This is a genomic window from Sphingomonas sp. ATCC 31555 (assembly GCF_000282895.1).
Classification (GTDB): Bacteria; Pseudomonadota; Alphaproteobacteria; order Sphingomonadales; family Sphingomonadaceae; genus Sphingomonas.
Genome location: NZ_ALBQ01000005.1, coordinates 138488 through 158847 on the forward strand (window position 1 = coordinate 138488; position 20360 = coordinate 158847).

Here is a 20360-nt window from a genome sequence, read left to right on the forward strand (position 1 = left end):
CCTATCCTGCAAGGGGGCCCGGCATTGCTGTCGGGCCCCTTTTCGTTCGCCCCTTGGTTCGCCTAAAGAAAGGCGGATGGCTATCGTGCGCGACCCCCGGTGATCGTCCTTTCGCAGAACAGCGCCACCGTCGTGGGGGCGGTGCTGGCGTTGGTGCTGATCGTGGCGCTTTGGGCGCTGTATGCCGGGCTCGCGGCGCGCGCGGCGGCACGGGCCGTATATGAGCAGAACCGGCGGTTGCTGCGGTTCGCCCGCACCTCGCCGGCGGCGCCGATGGTGGTGCGGGCGGATGGGCGCATCGATTTCACCTCGCGACTGAGCGGCTGGCTGGGACTGGAAACCGCGCCGGATTCGCTGGCTCAGCTTTCTCAGGGCGATGCGGGGCTCGCGCCGGAGGACGCGACCGCGCTGGCCGAACATGTCGAGGCCGCCCAGCGTGCCGGCCAGCCGTTTCGCATCTGGCTCCCCGTGCGCGGATCGGAACGGACGCTGCTGGTGCTCGGCGAGCGCGCATCCGAGGAAGTGGAACCGGCCGGCAGCGTGCAGCTGTGGTTCGTCGACGCCACCGACAGCCAGGCCGAGGTCGCCCGCCTGGAACGCGAGGCGGATCGGCTGCGCGCGGCGTTCGACGCGCTGACCGCGCTGATCGAAGCGGCGCCGATGCCGATGTGGTATCGCGGGCCCGATCTTCGGCTGCTGATGGTCAATTCGGCCTATGTGCAGGCAGTGGAGGGGCGCGATGCCGAGGATGTCGTGTCGCGCGGGGTGGAACTGGTGGATGGTGCCGGCCTGGGTGGTCCGCTGGCCAACGCTGCCATCGCCCGCGATTCGCAGCAGCCGCAGACGGCGGCGATGCCGGCGACCATCGGCGGCGCGCGGCGCATGCTGCGGCTGCACGACGTGCCGCTGCCGACCGGCGGGATCGCCGGCTTCGCCGTGGACATCGAGGATCTGGAGCGCGCCCGCGGTGGGCTGAAGCGCTTCGCCGAGGCGCAGCGGGCGATGCTCGACCGGATGTCCGCCGGGGTGGCCCAGTTCGGATCGGACCGCAGCCTGGTCTTCTGCAACCAGCCTTTCCGGCGCATGTTCGCGATGAAGAACGAATGGTTGGCCGATCGGCCCGAATTCGATCGCGTGCTGGAACGGATGCGCGAGGCGCGCAAACTGCCCGACGTGCGGGATTTCCCCGCCTGGAAGAACGAGCGGCGCGAATGGTTCACCACGCCCGAGGCGGTGGAGGAAAGCTGGAGCGTGGGTACCACCCATCTGCGCGTGGTGGCCCAGCCGCTGCCGGAGGGCGGGCTGCTGCTGCTGTTCGAGGACCAGACCCAGCAGCTGGAGCTGCAGCGTGAGCATGGCGAGATGCAGCAGGTGCGCGCCGCGACGCTGGACAGCCTGGCCGAGGCCGTGGCGGTGTTCGGCAAGGGGCGGCTGCAACTGTGGAACCGCAAGTTCCGGCAGATCTGGAATTTCGAGGAAGGCTTCCTCGACGGGCATCCGCAGATTGCGACGCTGGTGAAGGTGGCGGGCACGAAGCTGTCCAACCCGGCACGCGGCGATATCCTGGGCGATCTGATCCGGCTTGCCGCCAAGGACCGGCAGCAGCGCGGATCGAACATCACCTTCGCCAATGGCCGTCATTACGATATCGCCGCGGTGCCGCTGCCCGACGGCAATGCGATGGTGACGATGCTCGACACCACCGATCGCCAGCGGGTGGAGCGCGCGCTGCGCGATCGCAACGAAGCGCTGGAGGCGGCGGACCGTGTGCGCACCGCCTTCGTGGCCAATATGAGCTATGAGCTGCGCACCCCGCTCACGTCGATCAAGGGCTTTGCGGAGATGCTGCACGGGGGCTTTGCCGGGAAGCTGACCGCCGGGGGGCAGGAATATGTGGAAGCGATCCTGATGTCGGTCGATCGGCTGGGCGGGCTGATCGACGACGTGCTGGACCTGACCCAGAATGAGGGCCAGCCGATCGAGCGCGAGATCGTCGACATCGAACTGGCGGCAAGCAGCGCCGCGGAGGGGATCGCCCCGCTCGCCAAGGTGAAGGGGATCGAGCTGGTGGTGGAGGATGCCGGCAGCTGCGGCATCGTCCACGGCGATGCGCGGCGCATTCGCCAGACGGTGGAGCATCTGCTGCGCCATGCCGTGGCCGGGGCGGGCGAGAATGGCCGGGTGCTGCTGCACCTGGACGGCAACCAGCGGGTCGCGCGGATCATCGTGAGCGACGATGGGCCAGGCATGGCGCCCGAAGTGGTGGCGCGCGCATTCGACCGGTTCGCGCAGGTGGGATCGGCGCGGGGCGACGACCGCGCGCTGGGGCTGGGCCTGCCGCTCGCCAAGCAGTTCGTCGAGGCGCATGGCGGCCGCATCGAACTGCTCTCCGAGCCGGGGCAGGGCACGCTGGTGACCGTGGAGTTGCCGCGCGGATGAGCGGCGAGGACACCATCCTGCTCGCGTCGTTGGACGAAGCGCTGGCGCTGGGCGCAGCGCTGGCGGCGCGTGTCGGCCCGGGCGATGTCGTGGCGCTTTCCGGTCCCCTGGGCGCCGGCAAGACGAGCATCGCCCGCGGGCTGCTCGCCGCACTGGGGCTGGAGGGCGAAGCGCCGTCGCCCAGCTTTGCGATCGTGCAGCCCTATGACCCGCCCGAAGTGCGGATGCCGGTGCTGCATGTCGACCTGTACCGCATCGAATACCCCGACGAGGCCGAGGAACTCGGCCTGGAGGATGCGCGGAGCGATTCGCTGCTGCTCGTCGAATGGCCCGAACGGCTGGGGGAGGCGGCGTGGCACGACGCGCTGTGGCTTACCCTGTCCGTGGCGCCGGACGGCGTCCGCGCCTTGACAGCGCGCGTGCCGGCGGCATGGAAGGGTCGATGGCCCCTGACATGAATCCGCCGATCGCGGCGCCCGCGTTCCTTACCGCCGCCGGATGGGACGGGGCGGAGATCCTGCCGCTTGCCGGCGATGCGTCGTTCCGCCGCTATTTCCGCGTGATCGACCATGATCGCAGCGCGATCCTGATGGACGCCCCCCCCCCGCACGAGGATCCGCGGCCGTTCATCGCGGTGGCGCGGTGGCTGGGCGCGCACGGCTTCGCTGCGCCGGCGATCCTGCACGAGGATCTCGGCCAGGGCCTGGTGCTGCTGCAGGATTTCGGAGACTCGCGCCTGCGCGAGACCGTGGATGCCGCGCCGGAGAGCGAGCTACGCCTGTACGGCGCGGCCGTCGATCTGCTGGTGCGGCTGCACGGTGAAGGGCCCGGCGTCGAGCGCCCCTATAGCCTCGCCGAATATCAGCGCGAGGCCGGGCTGTTCGTCGAATGGTATTGCCCGGCGGTGGGGCTGGAGGTCGACGTGCCCGGCTATCGCGACGCCTGGGATCGCGCGCTGGCGCCGGTGCTCGATGGTCATCGCCCCGTCACGGTGCTGCGCGATTACCATGCCGAGAACCTGATGTTGATCGAAGGCGGCGAGAGCTTGGGACTGCTGGACTTCCAGGATGCGCTTGCGGGCCATCCTGCCTACGACCTGGTGTCGCTGCTACAGGATGCGCGGCGCGACGTGGCGCCGGCGCTGGAGGCGGCGATGCTCGATCGCTATCGGCGGATCACCGGCGCGGGCGACGCGTTCGACACCGCCTATCACGTCCTGGGCGCGCAGCGGAACGCGAAGATTGTCGGCATCTTCACGCGCCTGTGGAAGCGTGACGGCAAGCCGCGCTATCCGGCGCTGTGCCCGCGCGTCTGGACTTATCTGGAGCGCGATCTCGCGCACCCGGCGCTGCAGCCGGTGGCGGACTGGTTCGCGGCGAACGTCCCGGCCGAAAAGCGCGGCGATCCGATGGTGGTGGCCGGCGCATGACCACCGCGGCCACCTATTCGCTGCGTCCGCAGCCGGCCGCCGCCGTGCCGAAGACGGCGATGGTGATGGCCGCGGGCCTGGGCAAGCGGATGCGCCCGCTCACCGTCACGCGGCCCAAGCCGCTGATCGACGTCGCCGGCAAGCCGCTGATCGACCATGTGTTCGATCGCCTGCGCAGCGCAGGCGTGGAACGCGCGGTGGTGAACGTGCACTATCTGGCCGATCAGCTGGAGGCGCATCTGCGCGCGCGGGTGACGGGGATGGAGCTGCTGATTTCCGACGAGCGGCGGCAGCTGATGGAGACCGGCGGCGGGTTGGTGCAGGCGCGTGCGATGCTGGGCGACGCGCCGTTCCTGTGCGTCAACAGCGACAATCTATGGATCGACGGCCCGAGCGACGCGATTCGCCTGCTCGCCGCGCAGTGGGACGACGCAGGGATGGACGCGCTGTTGCTGCTGGTGCCGCTGGCGCGGGCGACCTGCCATCGCGGGCAAGGCGATTTCCGCCTCGACGCGTTCGGGCGGATTACCGAGCGGCGCAAGCCGGGCCGGCTCGCGCCCTTTGTCTTCACCGGCGTGCAAATCCTCTCGCCCCGGCTGATCCGCGACTGGCCGGAAGGGCCGTTTTCCACCAACCTGTTCTGGAACCGCGCGCTCGCGGCCGGGCGGCTGTGGGGCGCGGTGCATCAGGGGCTCTGGTTCGATGTCGGCTCTCCCGGCGCGATCCGCGCGACGGAGATGGCGCTGGCCGAACTGTGAGCGTCGCTCGTCGCTTGCGCGCGGGGGCGAAGGACCGCTAGGGTTCGCGCTCCGTTCCCATTTTGCCGAGCCGGATGCCGCACCGCCTGCACCTCTACACGATCCCGCCGCATCGCGCCTTTGCCGATGCGCTGGCGATCGGCCTGATCCGCCGCTTCGGCGCGGACCCGTTGCGGCTGGCGCGCGGCGTGGTGCTGCTGCCTAACAATCGCGCCAAGCGGGCGATGCAGGACGCGTTCGTGCGCGAAAGCGGCGGCGGGCTGCTGCTGCCCCGCCTGGTGGCCATCGGCGATCCGGAACTGGACGAGGCGGTGTTCGAAGGGGTGGAGGATGCCGACCCGGTGCCGCCCGCCGTCGACGCGCTGCAGCGAAGGATGATCCTGGCCCGGTTGATCCAGGGGCAGGACGCCCGGCTCGACGCAGCTGAGGCGGTGCGGCTGGCGGGCGACCTTGCGACTACGCTGGACCAGTTGCTGGTGGAGGAAGTGGCCCCGCACCGGCTGCGCGAACTCGATCTGGGCCCTGAGCTTTCGGCGCATTGGGAGCGCTCGTTGGCGCTGTTCGAGATCGTGCTGTCGCGCTGGCCCGAGGAATTGGCACGGCTTGGCCGCGTCGATCTGGCCGAACGGCGCCGGCAGCTGCTGGATAGGGTACGCCGGCGCTGGATGGCGACGCCGCCGCTCGGTTTCGTCTGCGCCGCGGGCATCACCACCAGCGCGCCGGCGATCGCGCGGCTGCTGCGGGTGGTTGCTGAACTGCCGGGCGGCATGGTCGTACTGCCCGGGCTGGCGACCACGATGGCCGATGCCGAATGGATGTCGCTGGGGCCGCACGCGCCCGATCCCGTCACCGGTCGGCGAAAGCGCAGCCTGGAAACGCATCCGCAGTTCCACCTCAAGCTGTTGCTCGATCGCATGGGCGTGCACCGCGACGAATTCGACCCTTGGCGGGTCGCCAGCGATCTCGACGCACCGCCGGCGCGCAGCAAGGCGATTGCCTCTGCCATGCAGCCGCCCGAGCTGACGCATCATTGGAGCGCGCTTCCGGCCGGCGAGCGGCGCATGGACGGCGTGCGCGTGCTGGAACTGGCGACGCCTGCGGAGGAGGCGCAGGCGATCGCGCTGGCGCTGCGCGAGGCGCTCGAGACGCCGGCACGGACCGCCGCGCTGGTGACGCCTGATCGCGCGCTCGCCCGCCGCGTGGCCGCGCACTGCGCGCGCTGGGGCATCCATGTCGACGATTCGGCGGGCCAGCCGCTGTCGCTTACTCCGCCGGGCACCTTGCTGCTCGCGCTGGCCGATGCGGCGGCGCAGGCCTTCGCCCCGATGCCGCTGCTGACGCTGCTGAAGCATCCGCTGGTCCGGCCCGACGATCGCGCCGCGTGGCTGGACGGCGCGCGCGCGCTCGATCGGGCTCTGCGGGGGCCGCGGCCGGCGCCTGGGCTGGCGGGAGTCGCCGGGCAGCTGGCCGAGCAGGATGGCCGTGAAGGTGCGATCCGCGCGCTGGCGGCGGCCTGGTGGGCGCAGGCCGCGTCCCTGCTGGCGCCGCTGGAAACGGTGTTCGCGGGCGGCGCGCAACCGCTGCCCCGGCTGGTGGCGATGCTGCGCGAGACGGCGCAGGCACTGGGCGGCGATATGCTTTGGAGCCGCGAGGATGGCCGCGCCGCCGCCGCCCTGCTCGACGATCTGGAGCGCGAGGCGGCGCATGGCCCTGCGCTGGCCGATCCGCAAAGCCTTGCGCCACTGCTGCGCACGCTGATGGACGAAGTGGCGGTGCGGCCGCCCCAGGGCGGGCATCCGCGTCTGGCGATCCTTGGGCTGATCGAGGCGCGGCTGCACAGCGCCGACCTGATGATTCTGAGCGGGCTGAACGAAGGCGTTTGGCCGGGCCTGCCGGCGCCAGATCCATGGCTGGCGCCGCGCATCCGGGCCGAACTGGGGCTCCCCGGGCTGGAGCGGCGGATCGGCGTGTCGGCGCATGATCTGGCGATCGGGCTGGGCGCGCGGCAGGTGCTGCTCACCCGCGCCCGACGCGATGCGAGCGCGCCGACGATCGCTTCGCGCTTCTGGCTGCGGCTGGAGGCGCTGTCGGGCGGCATGGAGCGCGCGCACGATCTGGCGGCGTGGGTGGCGGCGATCGACGCGCCTGGCGCCCACCAGCCGGCTGCCCGACCGGAACCGGCGCCACCCGCAGCGGCGCGGCCCAAGGCGATTTCCGTGACCGAGGTCGATCGCCTGAAGGCGGATCCTTATGCCTTCTATGCGCGGCGCATGCTGCGGCTGATGCCGCTGGACCCGGTGGATGCCGATCCCAGCGCAGCGTGGCGCGGCACGGCGGTGCACGACGTGCTGCAGAAATGGTTCGAGGAGGATGATTGCCATCCCGAGCGGCTGCGCGCGCGGGCCGAGGCGATGCTGGCGGACAGCCGAACCCACCCGCTGATCCGGGCGCTGTGGCAACCCCGGCTGATCGAGGCGATCGACTGGATTGCGGGCCAGCTTGCCGAAAACGCCGCGAAGAAGCGGCAGGTACTGGCGGTGGAGCAGGATGGCGCGATCGAGGTCGCGGGCGTGACGTTGCGCGGCAAGTTCGATCGGGTGGACCGGCTGAGCGACGGCAGCCTGGCCATCGTCGATTACAAGACGGGCCAGCCGCCGAGCACGCGCGCGGTGAAGGCCGGGTTCAGCCTGCAGCTGGGCTTGCTGGGCCTGATCGCCGAACGGGGTGGGTTCAAGGGCATCGCGGGCGAGGCGCGGTGCTTCGAATATTGGTCGCTTGCCCGCAACCCGCGCAGCGGCGGCTTTGGGTATGTCGATTCGCCGGTGGATCCGAAGAAGCGCGATCCGATTGCGGTGGAGGACTTCGTCACCATTGCCGCGCGAGAGTTCGGCGAGGCTGCGGGCGAATGGCTGACCGGCGATCGGCCGTTCACCGCGAAGCTGGTGCCCGAATATGCCCCCTATGCCGAATATGACCAGCTGATGCGCAGAGACGAGTGGTATGGCCGGGAGTAAGCGGCCTTGTTCATTCCTCCTCGCAGCGGGCAGCGGGACCGCGTGGCACCGCCGCGTGGTGAAGGGGCCGTGCTGCCGGCTGCGGGGCGGGCTGGGTTTCAGGAACCACCGCTGCGTGCGCGGCCGCCCCTCCGCCATGTGCTGCGCAAATGGTCCTTCTTTCCATGCCGGGAAGCAACCGGGGATGCGCAGATGAGCCGCAGTCCTGCCAAGCTCCATCCGCTGAAGGGCAATCAGAAGCGCGCCAGCGATCCGCGGCGGCACGTCTGGCTGTCTGCCTCTGCCGGCACCGGCAAGACGCAGGTGCTCGCCGCGCGGGTGTGGCGGCTGTTGCTGGCCGGCACCGATCCTTCGGCGATCCTGTGCCTCACCTTCACCAAGGCCGGCGCGGCCGAGATGTCCGAACGGATCACCGGGCGGCTGGCTCATTGGGTGCGGGCGAGCGATGCCGAGTTGGTCGCCGATCTGGAGGCACTGGGCGAGAGCATCACGCCGGAGGGGCGTGCGCGCGCCCGCACGCTGTTCGCCAAGGTGCTGGATGCGCCGGGCGGCGGCATCCGCATCCAGACGATCCACAGCTTCTGCCAGTCGTTGCTTTCCGCCTTCCCGTTGGAAGCCGGCCTAGTGCCAGGTTTCCGGCCGCTGGAGGCGCGCGAGGAAGCGGTGCTGGCGCGCGAGACGCTGGCGGAGATGCTGGTCGAGGCCCGGCGCGAGGGCCGCGAAGGTGTGATCGACGCGATCGGCGCGCTCAGTCTGCGGCTGGGCGAAGGCGGGGCCGAGGGGTTCCTGCAGGAATGCGCGCGCGCCGGCGAGGCGCTGGAGGCGCTGCCCAGCGGCATCCTGCCATGGCTGCGCCGCGCGTTCGATCTACCCGAAGGCGATGTTCGAGAATGGATCGCAACTAGCTGCTGCGATAGTGAATTTGATTTGCGAACGCTACGCAATATCGCATCTAGCAATGCTCAGTGGGGCACGGCGCGCGGGCTCGAACGCGCTGATATCGTCGCGGCCTGGCTGGGGCGGGAGCCGGCCGAGCGCGCGGCGACATTGGACCAGTTGCACCTTGTCTGGGCCACTGCCAAGGGCGAGCCGCGCAGCTTCGCCAAGGGGCAGGCGCCGCAGGATCCGGATTATGCGGAGGCAGCGATGCGGCTGCACGGGCGCTGCTCCGAACTGCTCGTGATGGCGGTGCGCGCGGGCTATGTCGACCTGTTGGCGCGCGGGTTGGAGGCGGGGCGGGAATATGCCCGCGCCTATGCGGCGGCAAAGCGGCGGTTGGGCGCCGTGGATTTCGACGATCTGATCGGGCGGACGATCGCGCTGCTGCGCCAGCCGGGAATGGGCGAATGGGTGCGCTATAAACTCGACCAGACCACCGAGCATGTGCTGATCGACGAGGCGCAGGATACCAATCCGCGCCAATGGGCGATCGTTTCCGCCGTAGCCGACGAATTCTTCGCGGGCGAGGGAGCGCGCGGCGATCTGGTCCGCACGCTGTTCACGGTTGGCGATTACAAGCAGGCGATCTTCGGTTTCCAGGGGACCGATCCGATCTTCTTCCAGGCGGCGTTCGAGCGGTTCAAGCGGCTGGCCCAGGTCCACAGCGATTATGAGGTGGAGGCGCGGGAACTGGAGGCGCTGTCGTTGACCCATAGCTTCCGGTCGACCCGGCCGGTGCTCGAATTCGTCGATGCGGCGATCGCGGCGTTGCCGGTGCCAGGCATGGGGGAACTGAGCGATGTCGAGCCGCACGCCAGCGAGGTGCCCGGACCCGGCACCGTGATCTTGTGGCCGCCGGTGATCGAGGGCGGCGGCGAGGCGGACGAAGAGGAATGGATCGGCGATGCCACGCGTGCGCTGGCCGCCCGCATCGCACGCGCGATCAAGGGTTGGATCGGTACGCTGCCGCTGGAGAGCAAGGGGAGGATGCTGGCCCCCGGCGACGTAATGGTGCTGGTAAAGCGGCGCGGCGAGCTGGCGTCGTTGATCGTTGCGCGGCTCTATGCCGAAGGCGTGCCGGTGGCGGGCGTCGACCGGCTGCGGCTGAACGCGCCGCTGGCGGTGCAGGATCTGCTGGCCGCGATCCGTTTCGCGCTGCAGCCGGAGGATGATTTGTCGCTGGCGGCGCTGCTGGTCTCGCCGCTCATCGGCTGGAGCCAGGACGAACTGATGGCGGCGGCGGTGCGCGACCGCGGCGGGCTGTGGCGGCACCTGCGCGAAACGCAGCCGGCGGAGCGGCTGGCGCCGCTGTACGAGCTGTTGCGGCGGGCGGATATCGCCACGCCGTATCGTTTCCTGGAGGAGATCGTGTCCGGGCCGATGCAGGGTCGGCGCAAGCTGCTCCTGCGGCTGGGCGAGGAGGCGCGCGATCCGATCGAGGAACTGCTCAACGCCGCGCTGACGTTCGAAACGCGGGCGACGCCGTCGCTGCAGCGCTTTCTCGACTGGTTCGATCGCGGCGACGTGGAGATCGTGCGCGATGCGGCGCAGCCTCAGCCTGCCGTGCGGGTCATGACGGCGCATGGATCGAAGGGGCTGCAGGCGCCGCTGGTGATCCTGGCCGATGCGACCGTGGATCCGACGCGAAGCCCGCGCAGCTTCCTGAAATGGGCGCCGGAAGGCGTGGATGCGGCGTTTCCGATCTTTCGGCCGCGCAGCGCCGAACGCGACGGCCTGCTCGCCGAGGCGCTCGACAAGACCGACGCGCGCGAGCTGCAGGAACATTGGCGGCTGTTCTACGTCGCCGCGACGCGGGCGGAGGAGCAGCTGGTGATCGCCGGTGCACTGGGGCCGCAGGCCAAGGGCGAGCCGCCCAAGGCGAGCTGGTATGCCGCCAGCGCGTCCGCGTTCGATGCGCTGGGCGTCGCGGTGGACGCGGACGGGGTACGGACATTTCGTGGCGTGGTGCCGCAGGCGCCGGTGCGGACGGCTTCGGTGGCCGCACGGGTCGAGGCGGCACCCGCGCCGGCGCTTCCGGCCTGGCTGCACGCGCCGGCGCCCCAGGAATCGCGCCCGCCGCGCCCGCTGGCGCCGTCGTCGCTGGGCGATGACCAGGTTGCCGATCCCCCACCGGGGCCGGCGCTCCGGGCCGCCGCCGAGCGCGGCCGGCTGCTCCACGCGCTGTTCGAGCGGCTGCCCGGCGTGGCGCCGGAAGCGCGGCGGCAGGCTGCCGATCGCTGGCTGGCCGGCGCGGGCGGGCTGGCGGATCCCGACGAAAGAGGCGCGCTGATCGATGCCGCGCTGGCGGTCACCGAAGATCCGCGCTTTGCCGAACTGTTCGGGCCGGAGGCACTGGGAGAGGCGCCGATCGCGGCGGTGGTGGCGGACGGCGTGGTCGTATCCGGCACGGTCGACCGCTTGGTGGTGCTGCCGGATCGGGTGCGCGTGGTCGACTTCAAGACCGGGCGCCGGGCGCCGGCAAGCCTGGAGGCGATTCCGCCCTATCATCTCCGGCAGATGGCCGCCTATGTCGCGGCGCTGCGGGTGATCTTCCCCGGGCGCACCGTGGAGGCGGCGCTGCTCTATTCGGCCGGCCCGCTGCTCTATGCATTGCCCGACGCCCTTCTCTCCGCGCACAAGCCCGGCTACGCGGGGTAGGAGCAAAGCTTGCGGCCAAGCGCTTGAGCAGACGCCCCGGCATCCATAGATTGCCGGTCAACCCGAAATCAGGAGAACGAGATCATGGCAACCCTGGCGACCACCGACGCCAAGTTCGAAACCGACGTGCTGCAGGCCGACAAGCCCGTGCTCGTCGATTTCTGGGCCGAATGGTGCGGGCCGTGCCGCATGATCGCGCCGGCGCTCGAAGAACTTGCCGAAGAGCTTGCCGACAAGGTGCAGATCGTGAAGATCGACATCGACGAGAATCCGGATGCGCCGACCAAATATGGCGTGCGGGGCATCCCGACGATGATCCTGTTCAAGAACGGCCAGCAGGCCGCCACCCAGGTCGGCGCGCTGCCCAAGAGCGCGATCAAGCAGTGGATCGAACGCGAGATCTGATCGCTCCTCCGCCTAGCTCCCCTCGCGCTTGCGGGAGGGGAGCGCCGGCTTCACGCGAACAGCAATTCCGTCGCGCGCTTGCCTAATTCGGGCGACGATGCCGCGACGATCCCCACGCCATCGTCGCCGATCCGGTAGGGGCTGCCGTCCCAACGGCCGACATAGCCGCCCGCTTCTGTGAGAAACAGCACGCCGGGCGCATGATCCCACACCAGCGTACGGCGGAATACCGCAATGTCGTTCTGGCCCAGCACCAGCCGCGGGTAGTTCTCCGCCGCACAGCGGGGCAGGGGGACGAGATCGAACGACGCCGCGAACCGCGCCGTCCGTGACGCATGGTCTTCCTCGGACTGGCCGACCTTCGAGATTGCGGCAAAGGGCCGCGCGGCGCCGCTGGCACGGGCCCGCACCGGCGCTCCGTTCACGAATGCGCCGCCGCCCAGCACTGCATGACACATCCGCTCGGCCACCGGATCATAGAGCCAGCCCGCCTGCGTCATGCCATGTTCGACCAGCGCGATCATGATGCCGAAGGGCGGCTGACCGGCGGCGAAATTGGCGGTGCCGTCGATCGGATCGATGATCCAGGCGCGCGCGGCGGTCGCCTGCTCCATCAGCGCCGGATCGGCCGCGCAGGCTTCCTCGCCGACGATCACGGCGTCGGGGTCGATCGCCGCCAGGCCCTCGGTGAGCCGTGCCTCCGCCTCGCGATCGGCGATGGTTACCAGCTCGCCCGGCGTCTTCTCCAGCACCTCATGCGCCGCGAGATTGCGAAAGCGGGGCATCACCACCGCTTCGGCGACGGTGCGCATCAGCGCGGAGACGGCTTGGTGATGCGGATGCACCGGCTCAGCTCCGATAGTCGGCGTTGATCGAGATATAGCCGTGCGTGAGGTCGCAGGTCCAAACCGTCGCGCGTCCCTCGCCCAGGCCGAGATCGACGCCGATCTCGATCTCCTGGCCCTTGAGATGCGCCGCGACCGGCGCCTCGTCATAGCCTTCGACGGCAAGGCCGTCGCGCGCCACCTGCGTTGTGCCAAACCGGATGGCCAGCTTGTCGCGCTCGGCGGGTTCGCCGGCCTTCCCGACGGCCATGACGACGCGGCCCCAGTTCGCGTCCTCGCCGGCGATCGCGGTCTTCACCAGCGGCGAGTTGGCGATCGACATCGCGACGCGGTGCGCGCTGCGGTCGCTCTCGGCGCCGTCGACGGTGATTTCGATCAGCTTCTGCGCGCCTTCGCCGTCGCGCACGACGAGCAGGGCGAGCTGGCGACACAGATCGGCGAGCGCCGCGCGAAAGGCATCGGCGCCGTCATCCTCGTCGCTGGTGAGGGGCGCGTTGCCGGCCTTGCCCGTGGCGAAGGCGAGGACGGTGTCGCTGGTCGAGGTGTCGCCGTCCACCGTGATGCAGGAGAATGTCGCGCCATTGGCGTCGCTCAGCGCGCGCTGAAGGAACACCGGGTCCACAGCGGCGTCGGTGAAGACATAGCCGAGCATCGTCGCCATGTCCGGCGCGATCATGCCCGATCCCTTGATGATTCCGGCCAGCGTCACCGTACGGCCATCGACAATGGCGGTGGTCACCGCGCCCTTCGCGAAGGTGTCTGTGGTCATGATCGTCGCGGCGGCGTCTTCCCAGCTGCACGGCTCGGCGGCATAGGCGGCGTCAAGCCCGGCCTCGGCCTTGTCGATCGGCAGCGGCACGCCGATCACGCCGGTGGAGGAAACGAACACGTCGGAGGGGTCGCAGCCGAGATGCTGGGCGGTCCGGGCGGCGATCGCCTCCACGGCGGCGCGGCCGCGATTACCGGTGAAGGCGTTGGAATTGCCGGCATTCACCACCAGCGCGCGCGCCTTGCCGAGCACCAGCGCCTTGCGGCACCACTCCACTTCGGGCGAGGGGCATTTGCTGCTGGTCAGCACGCCCGCGACGCTGGTGCCTTCGTCGAAGGTTACGAAGGTGAGGTCGCAGCGATCCCAGTTCTTGTAGCGCGCCCGGGCGACGCGCGGCGTGACGCCGGGAATCGCGGGTACAGCGGGGAAGGGGAGCGCGAGCGGGGAGGTGCTGATGGACATGGAGTGGCCTCCGGTTAATGTGCGGCGCGTGCTTCGTGCATGGGGGGGCAAAGATCAATGCTTTTGGTGGTCGCGGTGCTGGCGGTGCAGGCGGTTGGCGACACGAAGGTCGTAACACCATTGCGCCCGCTGACGCCGCCGCCCACGTGGATAACGGAAGACGATTATCCTCCTGCTGCGGCGCGAGCGGGCGAGCATGGGAAAGTGGTTTTCCGGCTCGAGATCGATTCGAACGGTCGGGCGGCAGGTTGCGGCATCGTGCAGTCCTCGGGATCGGCGACGCTTGATCAACAGACCTGCACTTTGCTGCTCCAGCGGGCTCGATTCTCGCCCGCACTGGATGCGAAAGGGAAGCCCGTCGTGGCACCGTATATCGGTCGCATGACCTGGAAGTTGGATGCGCCGGAGATTGTGCTGAAGTCGGGTTCAGCGCGGATTGATGTGGAACTTTCGGCGAACAACATCATCGCTGGCTGCAAGACGGTCAACGCGGAACTGTTCGGCAGTGATCAGCCGTGCGATCGAGCGAAGGTCGGCACTTCTTCACCGGTTCTATCCCAATTGGGAGCGGGCAAGCATCGCGTGATCGTAACCGAACTCCGGATTTCTCTAGCCGGAACGCCTGCAAGCCTTGTGTACGACGCGGAAGACCAGACGAAGATAGCGCGTTCGACGATTCAATTCGAAGCTGATGAGAATGGTCAGCGGGTAAAGTGCAATGTATTCCACGAGCGGCCCAGCACGTTTTCTACGCCGCCATCGCCGGATATTTGTGCCGCCATCTTTCCGATGACCGGTGCGCGGCTCGGGCCCGATGGCAAGGACGGCCCGGTCTCCGGGGAGATAGTGTTCGCGCTTTCGTGGAAGGAAATTCCCTGATCCGTTCGTTGGCAAATGCGGGAAGGAGGAACGGTACACCGTCTCATTCCGCGCCGACACGCCCGCGACACCCTAGCTTTTGATTAGACGAAGCGTGCATCGATCCCTATGTGTCGTGCGTTGCGGCCCGTCGGTTGCGACAGGATCATCGTGTAATTCAGGGTTTCGCTTGGAACTGCTGCTGCTCCTTACTGCGCTCTTCGCGAGCCTGACCGGCGTGTCAGGCGAGCGTGGGCTGCGCCCGATGCCGGGCGTGGCCGTGGTGCGCGTGGCGGAAGCAGCGCAGGCGGTGGCGGCGCCCTCGCGGCAGTTCGTCGCTGTTGCGGCAGCGCTGCCGGCGCCTGCGCGCGTTGCAGAAATCCCGCTTTTCCATCGCGCCGCTGCCCCGCAGCCTGCGCTTCGCCTCGCCTTCGAGCAGCGGCGCGAATAGCCTTCCGGTCCGCGCGTTCGGGCCCTTCTTCTCTTTCGTCGCCGCGTGTGTGCGCGGTGCACCCGTGATGGCTCCGCCTTGTCCGGCGCCGTCGCGCATCCCATCCAAACAGGTCAGGAATTCGCATGTTCGGCGGTATTGCCAAGTCGCTTTTCGGTTCGTCCAACGATCGCTACGTCAAGTCGCTCAACCCGATCGTCCAGAAGATCGCCAGCTTCGAGCCCGCGTTACAAGCGATGGACGACGACACGCTGGCGGCGCAGACGATTAAGTTCCGCGAGCAGCTCGCCAACGGCGCCAAGCTCGACGATCTGCTGCCGGAAGCCTTCGCCACCGTGCGCGAGGCGGCCCGCCGCGTGATCGGCCAGCGCCATTACGACGTGCAGATGGTTGGCGGTATCGTGCTCCACCGCGGCGAGATTGCCGAGATGCGCACCGGCGAAGGCAAGACCCTCGTCGCGACGCTCGCCACCTATCTCAACGCGCTGCCCGGCGATGGCGTCCATGTCATCACCGTCAACGACTATCTCGCCCGTCGCGATGCCGAGTGGATGGCGCAGGTCTATGGCTTCCTCGGCCTCACCACCGGCGTCATCGTGCCGAACCTGTCCGACCAGCAGCGCCGCGACGCCTATGCGTCGGACATCACCTACGGCACGAACAACGAGTTCGGCTTCGACTATCTGCGCGACAACATGAAATATGATCGCGCGAGCATGGTCCAGCGCCCCTTCAATTTCGCGATCGTGGACGAGGTTGATTCGATCCTGATCGACGAGGCGCGTACCCCGCTGATCATTTCCGGCCCCACCGACGACAAGTCGGAACTGTACATGGGCGTCGACGCAGTGGTGAAGCAACTCGATCCGGGCGATTACGAGAAGGACGAGAAGCAGCGCACCGTCGTGCTGACCGAGGATGGCACCGAAAAGATCGAGCGGATGCTGGAAAATGCCGGCTTGCTGGTGGGCGCCAACCTGTACGACTTCGAAAATACCCAGGTGGTCCACCACCTGAACCAGGCGCTGCGCGCGAACGTGATGTTCAAGCGCGACACCGATTACATCGTCAAGGACGGCAAGGTCGTCATCATCGACGAGTTCACCGGCCGCATGATGGACGGCCGCCGCTGGTCCGACGGCCTGCACCAGGCGGTGGAAGCCAAGGAAGGCGTGAACATCGAGCCGGAGAACCAGACGCTCGCCTCGATCACCTTCCAGAACTATTTCCGCATGTATCCCAAGCTGAGCGGGATGACCGGCACCGCCTCCACCGAAGCGCCCGAATTCTACGACATCTATAAGATGAACGTCGTCACCATCCCGACCAACCTGCCCGTGCAGCGGATCGACGAGGAAGACACCTTCTACAAGACCACCGAGGACAAGTTCGCCGGCATCGCCAAGACGATCAAGGCGCATGCCGAGCGTGGCCAGCCGGTACTGGTGGGCACCGTCTCCATCGAAAAGTCCGAACTGCTCTCCGAATTCCTCCACCGCGAAGGCGTGAAGCACGAGGTGCTCAACGCCCGCTTCCACGAAAGCGAAGCGCATATCGTGGCGCAGGCCGGTCGCCTGGGCATGGTGACCGTGTCGACCAACATGGCTGGCCGCGGCACCGACATTCAGCTGGGCGGCAATGTCGAGTTCCGCGTCGCCGACGAACTGCGCGACATGCCAGAGGGGCCGGAGCGCGATGCCGCGATCGAGCGGATCAAGGCCGAGGTCGCCGAAGAGAAGGAAAAGGTGAAGGCTGCCGGCGGTCTGTTCGTGCTCGGCACCGAGCGCCACGAAAGCCGCCGCATCGACAACCAGCTGCGTGGCCGTTCGGGCCGCCAGGGCGATCCGGGCCTCAGCCGCTTCTATCTCAGCCTGGACGACGATCTGCTGCGTATCTTCGGTTCGAACACGCTGTTCGCCCGGATGATGCGCTCCAGCCTGGAGGATGGCGAGGCGATGCCGCCCTCGCGCTGGCTGAGCAAGGCGATCGAAACCGCGCAGAAGAAGGTCGAGGCGCGCAACTACGACGTGCGCAAGCAGGTCGTCGAGTATGACGACGTGATGAACGACCAGCGCAAGGTGGTCTATGAGCAGCGCGCCGACATCATGGACGCCGATACGGTGGGCCAGGTGGTGGAGGATATGCGCCACGAGACGGTGAACGCGATCGTCGGCGAGGCGTGCCCGCCGAACAGCTATCCCGAGCAGTGGAACATCGAAGGGCTGAAGACGCGCCTGGTCGATTCGCTCAACCTCGATCTGCCGGTCGATCAGTGGGTGAAGGACGAGGAGGCGATTGATCCGGAGATCCTGGAAGAGCGCATCCGCGAAGCCGCCGATGCCGCGATCGCAGAGAAGGCGGCGGACCTCGAGCCGGCGACCTGGACCTCGATCGAAAAGTCGATCCTGCTCCAGAACCTCGATCATCACTGGAAGGAGCATCTCGCGATGCTCGACGCGCTGCGCCAGGTCGTCCACCTTCGCGCCTATGCGCAGAAGACGCCGATCAATGAGTACAAGCACGAGGCGTTTTCGATGTTCCAGCGGATGCTGGAGACGATCCGCGAGGACGTGACCCGTACCATGGCCTTCGCCCAGTTCCGCATGGCGCCGCCGCCGGATCTGCCGGAGCTGCCCGCGTTCCTGACGACGCACATCGATCCGCTGACCGGCGAGGACAACAGCGCCGATTGGGACGGCGGATCGGCCGGTCTGGTGACGACGCGGCTGCCGCAGCTGGGCATTCCCCAGCCGTCGGGCGACGATTTCGGTTCCGATCCCTCGCAGTGGGAAGGCGTCGTCAGCCGCAATTCGCCTTGCCCGTGCGGATCGGGGCGCAAGTACAAGCACTGCCACGGCCAGGTGGCGTAACGCGCTGTCTCCAGCCCCTCTCCTGTGCGGGAGGGGTCAGGGGTGATACGAAAAAGGGCGACGCCGGGGATACCGGCGCCGCCCTTTTTCTGTTCCGTGCCCGTGGCGATCAGCGGGTCTGCGGCATCTGGATCCGCGGGCCCAGCCGTTCCTTCACCGCGCGCGCATCGAACGCGCGAACATTGTCGGTAGGCTTCGGGCCCTTGCCCATCACGATATCGGCGATCGCTTCGTACCGATCCACGGTGCGGACATCGAAGCCCGGGCCGAAGAACGGATCGCCCCAGAACGGATCATAGCCGCGCCAGCCCCAGCGGGGATTGTGGAAGCGCCAATAGGGGCTCCAATATCCTCCCCATCCGCCGCCATAGCCGAATCCGCCCCAGCCCGCGCCGCCGACGCCCGGCGTGGTGTAGGTCTGCGTCTTCTTCTCGGTATCGCGTTCCGCGAGGATGAAATAGTCAAAGCCATTCTGCAGCGTCAGTTCGGCGGAGCGATAGAGCAGATAGCGCTCCACCGTTTCGCGCGAGGTGAGGCTGTTGCCGGAAAAGCTGACGCGGAAGCGATTTTCCTCGATCTGCTCGTCCGAATAGCCATTGCGGATCGACCCGCTCGCCGAGGCGGGCTGGTACGGCGTCGCCGTCATACAGGATGCGAGCGAGAGGCTGCCCGCGACCATCAGGCCGATCGCTGCCAGCCGCCGGCCCTTATTTGATGAAATTGGCATTGTTCCTCCGACACTTAAAAGCGAAACACTCGCCTAAGCCCCTCGAACGCACGGGCCGGCGAAACTCTCCCGCGCGCGATGCGTCGAGACGTGGCACAGATGCGATTGACGGCTGCTGAACGGCGCCTGTCAACCCAGCCTTTCCGGCACCTCCCGCGCATCCTTGTCGATCGAGGCGGCCGAGGCCATCGCTTCCCAGGGGAAGACGAACCAGTCCTTCTGCACGGCGCGGTCGATCGTTTGCGCGCGATACTCGACGCGCTGCGACGAGCGGCAATTGTCGAGCAGCACGGCGAAGCGGACCTGCCCGGCGACCGCGCCTGCCGCCGACAGCGCCGTGCGCAGTTCGGCGATCGTCTTGCCGCTGTCGTTTATATCCTCGACGAACAGCAGCCGTTCGCCATCGCGGGTGCGCCGCGCCAGCACCGCCACCAATTCCTCGCCGAACGGAGCGATCCGAGTCGAATGGTCGACCGAGACGAGCGGCAGGCCGATGCGATGCGAAAGATATACCGCCGGGGTAAGTCCGCCGCGCCCGACGCCGACCAGCAGGGTGGGGGACCAGCCGGCCACCGCCTCGGCGATGGCATGGACGCCGGCGACGAGCTGATCGTGGGTGAAGTGCGTGAAGACGATCTCGCCCATCAGCGCGCCTCCGCTAGCCAGGCGTCGATCGCTGCGCAGTGCGCCGCCACCGCCGCGTCGGGCAGGAACGAGCCGAGAAAACTGTTGCGGGCGAGCGTAGCGAGCTGGCGCCGGTCCAGCCCGCGGCCGCGGGCGACGGCGCGGTAATTTTCGCCGATATAGCCGCCGAAATAGGCGGGATCGTCCGAGTTGACCGTGGCGCGCAGTCCGAGGTCGAGCATCCGGTCGATCGGATGCGCGTCGATGGCGGCGACGTTGCACAGCTTGACGTTGGAAAGTGGGCACACGGTGAGCGTCATGCCGCTGCGCGCCAGCCGGGCGACCAGCGCCGGATCGTCGAGGCTGCGATTGCCATGGTCGAGCCGGTCGACCTGGAGCAGGTCCAGTGCTTCGCGGACATAATCGGCCGGGCCCTCCTCGCCGGCATGGGCGACGCGCTTCAGCCCCTTGTCGGCCGCCGCCGCGAAGACGCGCGCGAACTTGGACGGGGGATGGCCCATTTCCGACGAATCGAGTCCGACGCCCGCGATGCGATGCAGCCAGGGCTCGGCCTGTGCCAGCGTCTTGAACGCATCTTCCTCGTCGAGATGGCGCAGGAAGCAAAGGATCAGCTGCGAGGTGACGCCCAGCCGCGCCTCGGCCTCTGCCATGCCCGCCAGCAGCCCTTCGACTACGGTTCCGAAAGGGATGCCGCGTTGGGTGTGCGTCTGGGGATCGAAGAAGATCTCGGCATGGCGCACGCCGTCGGCGGCGGCGCGCTGGAAATAGGCAAGGGCGAGGTCGTGGAAATCGGCCTCGGTGCGCAGCACGTCGGCACCGGCATAATAGATGTCGAGGAAGTCCTGCAGATTGGAGAATTCATAGGCCGCCCGCACCGCCTCGACGCTGTCGAACGGGATGGCCACGCCGTTGCGGCGCGCGAATTCGAACATCTGCTCGGGCTCCAGGCTGCCTTCGATGTGGAGATGGAGCTCGGCCTTGGGCAGGCCGGCGATGAATGCGTCGAGATCGTCCATCATCCCAGCATCGCAGCCGGCCAGGCGAGTCGCAAGCGCAACGCCGGAACGCTACGATGCGTTGACTGCACCTTA

At 68.2% G+C, this 20360-nt stretch carries 15 protein-coding genes; 10 read left to right on the forward strand and 5 right to left on the reverse strand.

Annotation, left to right across the window (positions count from 1 at the left end; all coding sequences use genetic code 11):
- The first annotated feature begins 99 nt into the window (after positions 1-99).
- The 7 genes from B215_RS0102870 (at position 100) to trxA (ending at position 11642) form a co-directional block, all read left to right on the forward strand.
- A complete protein-coding gene (locus B215_RS0102870; protein WP_019368125.1) occupies positions 100-2439 on the forward strand; it encodes a PAS domain-containing sensor histidine kinase in 2340 nt (779 codons plus the stop codon).
- Positions 2436-2897 carry a tRNA (adenosine(37)-N6)-threonylcarbamoyltransferase complex ATPase subunit type 1 TsaE gene (gene tsaE / locus B215_RS0102875; RefSeq protein WP_019368126.1) on the forward strand — a complete coding sequence of 154 codons (462 nt, stop codon included), beginning with the start codon at positions 2436-2438 and terminating at the stop codon, positions 2895-2897. The genes B215_RS0102870 and tsaE overlap by 4 nt, the downstream gene beginning before the upstream one ends.
- Complete coding sequence (locus tag B215_RS0102880; protein WP_019368127.1) at positions 2894-3868, forward strand: aminoglycoside phosphotransferase family protein; 975 nt, start codon at positions 2894-2896, stop codon at positions 3866-3868. Before tsaE ends, B215_RS0102880 begins: the two co-directional genes overlap by 4 nt.
- Positions 3865-4626 (forward strand): nucleotidyltransferase family protein, encoded by a 762-nt coding sequence (locus tag B215_RS0102885; RefSeq protein WP_019368128.1) that lies wholly within the window; start codon positions 3865-3867, stop codon positions 4624-4626. The genes B215_RS0102880 and B215_RS0102885 overlap by 4 nt, the downstream gene beginning before the upstream one ends.
- A 74-nt stretch (positions 4627-4700) precedes the next feature.
- Complete coding sequence (addB, locus tag B215_RS0102890) at positions 4701-7640, forward strand: double-strand break repair protein AddB (RefSeq protein ID WP_019368129.1); 2940 nt, start codon at positions 4701-4703, stop codon at positions 7638-7640.
- Between the two features lie 192 nt (positions 7641-7832).
- A complete protein-coding gene (gene addA / locus B215_RS0102895) occupies positions 7833-11237 on the forward strand; it encodes a double-strand break repair helicase AddA (RefSeq protein ID WP_019368130.1) in 3405 nt (1134 codons plus the stop codon).
- 45 nt (positions 11238-11282) lie between these two features.
- Positions 11283-11642, forward strand: a complete 360-nt coding sequence (gene trxA, locus B215_RS0102900) for a thioredoxin (protein WP_330218706.1) — start codon at positions 11283-11285, stop codon at positions 11640-11642.
- Between the two features lie 50 nt (positions 11643-11692).
- Here the strand turns inward: trxA and B215_RS0102905 are convergent, their stop codons facing one another.
- Entirely contained in the window at positions 11693-12454 is a 762-nt protein-coding gene (locus B215_RS0102905) for an inositol monophosphatase family protein (RefSeq protein WP_019368132.1), read from the reverse strand.
- A 37-nt stretch (positions 12455-12491) separates the two neighbouring features.
- Entirely contained in the window at positions 12492-13718 is a 1227-nt protein-coding gene (gene argJ, locus B215_RS0102910) for a bifunctional glutamate N-acetyltransferase/amino-acid acetyltransferase ArgJ (protein ID WP_019368133.1), read from the reverse strand.
- A gap of 57 nt (positions 13719-13775) precedes the next feature.
- Between argJ and B215_RS20535 the strand changes: the two genes are divergently transcribed.
- The 3 genes from B215_RS20535 to secA all read left to right on the forward strand — a co-directional run bounded on the left by B215_RS20535 (position 13776) and on the right by secA (position 17897).
- A complete protein-coding gene (locus B215_RS20535; RefSeq protein WP_019368134.1) occupies positions 13776-14597 on the forward strand; it encodes an energy transducer TonB in 822 nt (273 codons plus the stop codon).
- Positions 14598-14766: 169 nt separating this feature from the next.
- A complete protein-coding gene (locus B215_RS0102920) occupies positions 14767-15027 on the forward strand; it encodes a hypothetical protein (protein WP_019368135.1) in 261 nt (86 codons plus the stop codon).
- A gap of 125 nt (positions 15028-15152) precedes the next feature.
- Positions 15153-17897, forward strand: a complete 2745-nt coding sequence (secA, locus tag B215_RS0102925) for a preprotein translocase subunit SecA (protein WP_019368136.1) — start codon at positions 15153-15155, stop codon at positions 17895-17897.
- Positions 17898-18006: 109 nt separating this feature from the next.
- Here secA and B215_RS0102930 read toward each other — a convergent pair whose 3' ends face one another.
- The 3 genes from B215_RS0102930 to B215_RS0102940 all read right to left on the reverse strand — a co-directional run bounded on the left by B215_RS0102930 (position 18007) and on the right by B215_RS0102940 (position 20285).
- Positions 18007-18624: a CC0125/CC1285 family lipoprotein gene (locus B215_RS0102930; protein ID WP_019368137.1), complete on the reverse strand. Its 618-nt coding sequence runs from the start codon at positions 18622-18624 to the stop codon at positions 18007-18009.
- A 129-nt stretch (positions 18625-18753) separates the two neighbouring features.
- The gene (locus B215_RS0102935) at positions 18754-19269 is read right to left on the reverse strand and encodes a phosphoribosyltransferase (RefSeq protein WP_019368138.1); all 516 of its coding nucleotides are present in this window, start codon (positions 19267-19269) and stop codon (positions 18754-18756) included.
- Entirely contained in the window at positions 19269-20285 is a 1017-nt protein-coding gene (locus B215_RS0102940) for an adenosine deaminase (protein WP_026008881.1), read from the reverse strand. Before B215_RS0102940 ends, B215_RS0102935 begins: the two co-directional genes overlap by 1 nt.
- Positions 20286-20360: the final 75 nt, after the last annotated feature.

Coding starts and splice junctions, on each gene's coding strand:
- B215_RS20535 (WP_019368134.1), top strand. CDS start 13,776: ATGCTTTTGGTGGTCGCGGTGCTGGCGGTGCAGGCGGTTGGCGACACG.
- secA (WP_019368136.1), top strand. CDS start 15,153: ATGTTCGGCGGTATTGCCAAGTCGCTTTTCGGTTCGTCCAACGATCGC.
- B215_RS0102935 (WP_019368138.1), bottom strand. CDS start 19,269: ATGGGCGAGATCGTCTTCACGCACTTCACCCACGATCAGCTCGTCGCC.
- addA (WP_019368130.1), top strand. CDS start 7,833: ATGAGCCGCAGTCCTGCCAAGCTCCATCCGCTGAAGGGCAATCAGAAG.
- B215_RS0102905 (WP_019368132.1), bottom strand. CDS start 12,454: ATGCGCACCGTCGCCGAAGCGGTGGTGATGCCCCGCTTTCGCAATCTC.
- B215_RS0102885 (WP_019368128.1), top strand. CDS start 3,865: ATGACCACCGCGGCCACCTATTCGCTGCGTCCGCAGCCGGCCGCCGCC.
- B215_RS0102880 (WP_019368127.1), top strand. CDS start 2,894: ATGAATCCGCCGATCGCGGCGCCCGCGTTCCTTACCGCCGCCGGATGG.
- B215_RS0102930 (WP_019368137.1), bottom strand. CDS start 18,624: ATGCCAATTTCATCAAATAAGGGCCGGCGGCTGGCAGCGATCGGCCTG.
- addB (WP_019368129.1), top strand. CDS start 4,701: ATGCCGCACCGCCTGCACCTCTACACGATCCCGCCGCATCGCGCCTTT.
- tsaE (WP_019368126.1), top strand. CDS start 2,436: ATGAGCGGCGAGGACACCATCCTGCTCGCGTCGTTGGACGAAGCGCTG.
- B215_RS0102940 (WP_026008881.1), bottom strand. CDS start 20,285: ATGGACGATCTCGACGCATTCATCGCCGGCCTGCCCAAGGCCGAGCTC.
- argJ (WP_019368133.1), bottom strand. CDS start 13,718: ATGTCCATCAGCACCTCCCCGCTCGCGCTCCCCTTCCCCGCTGTACCC.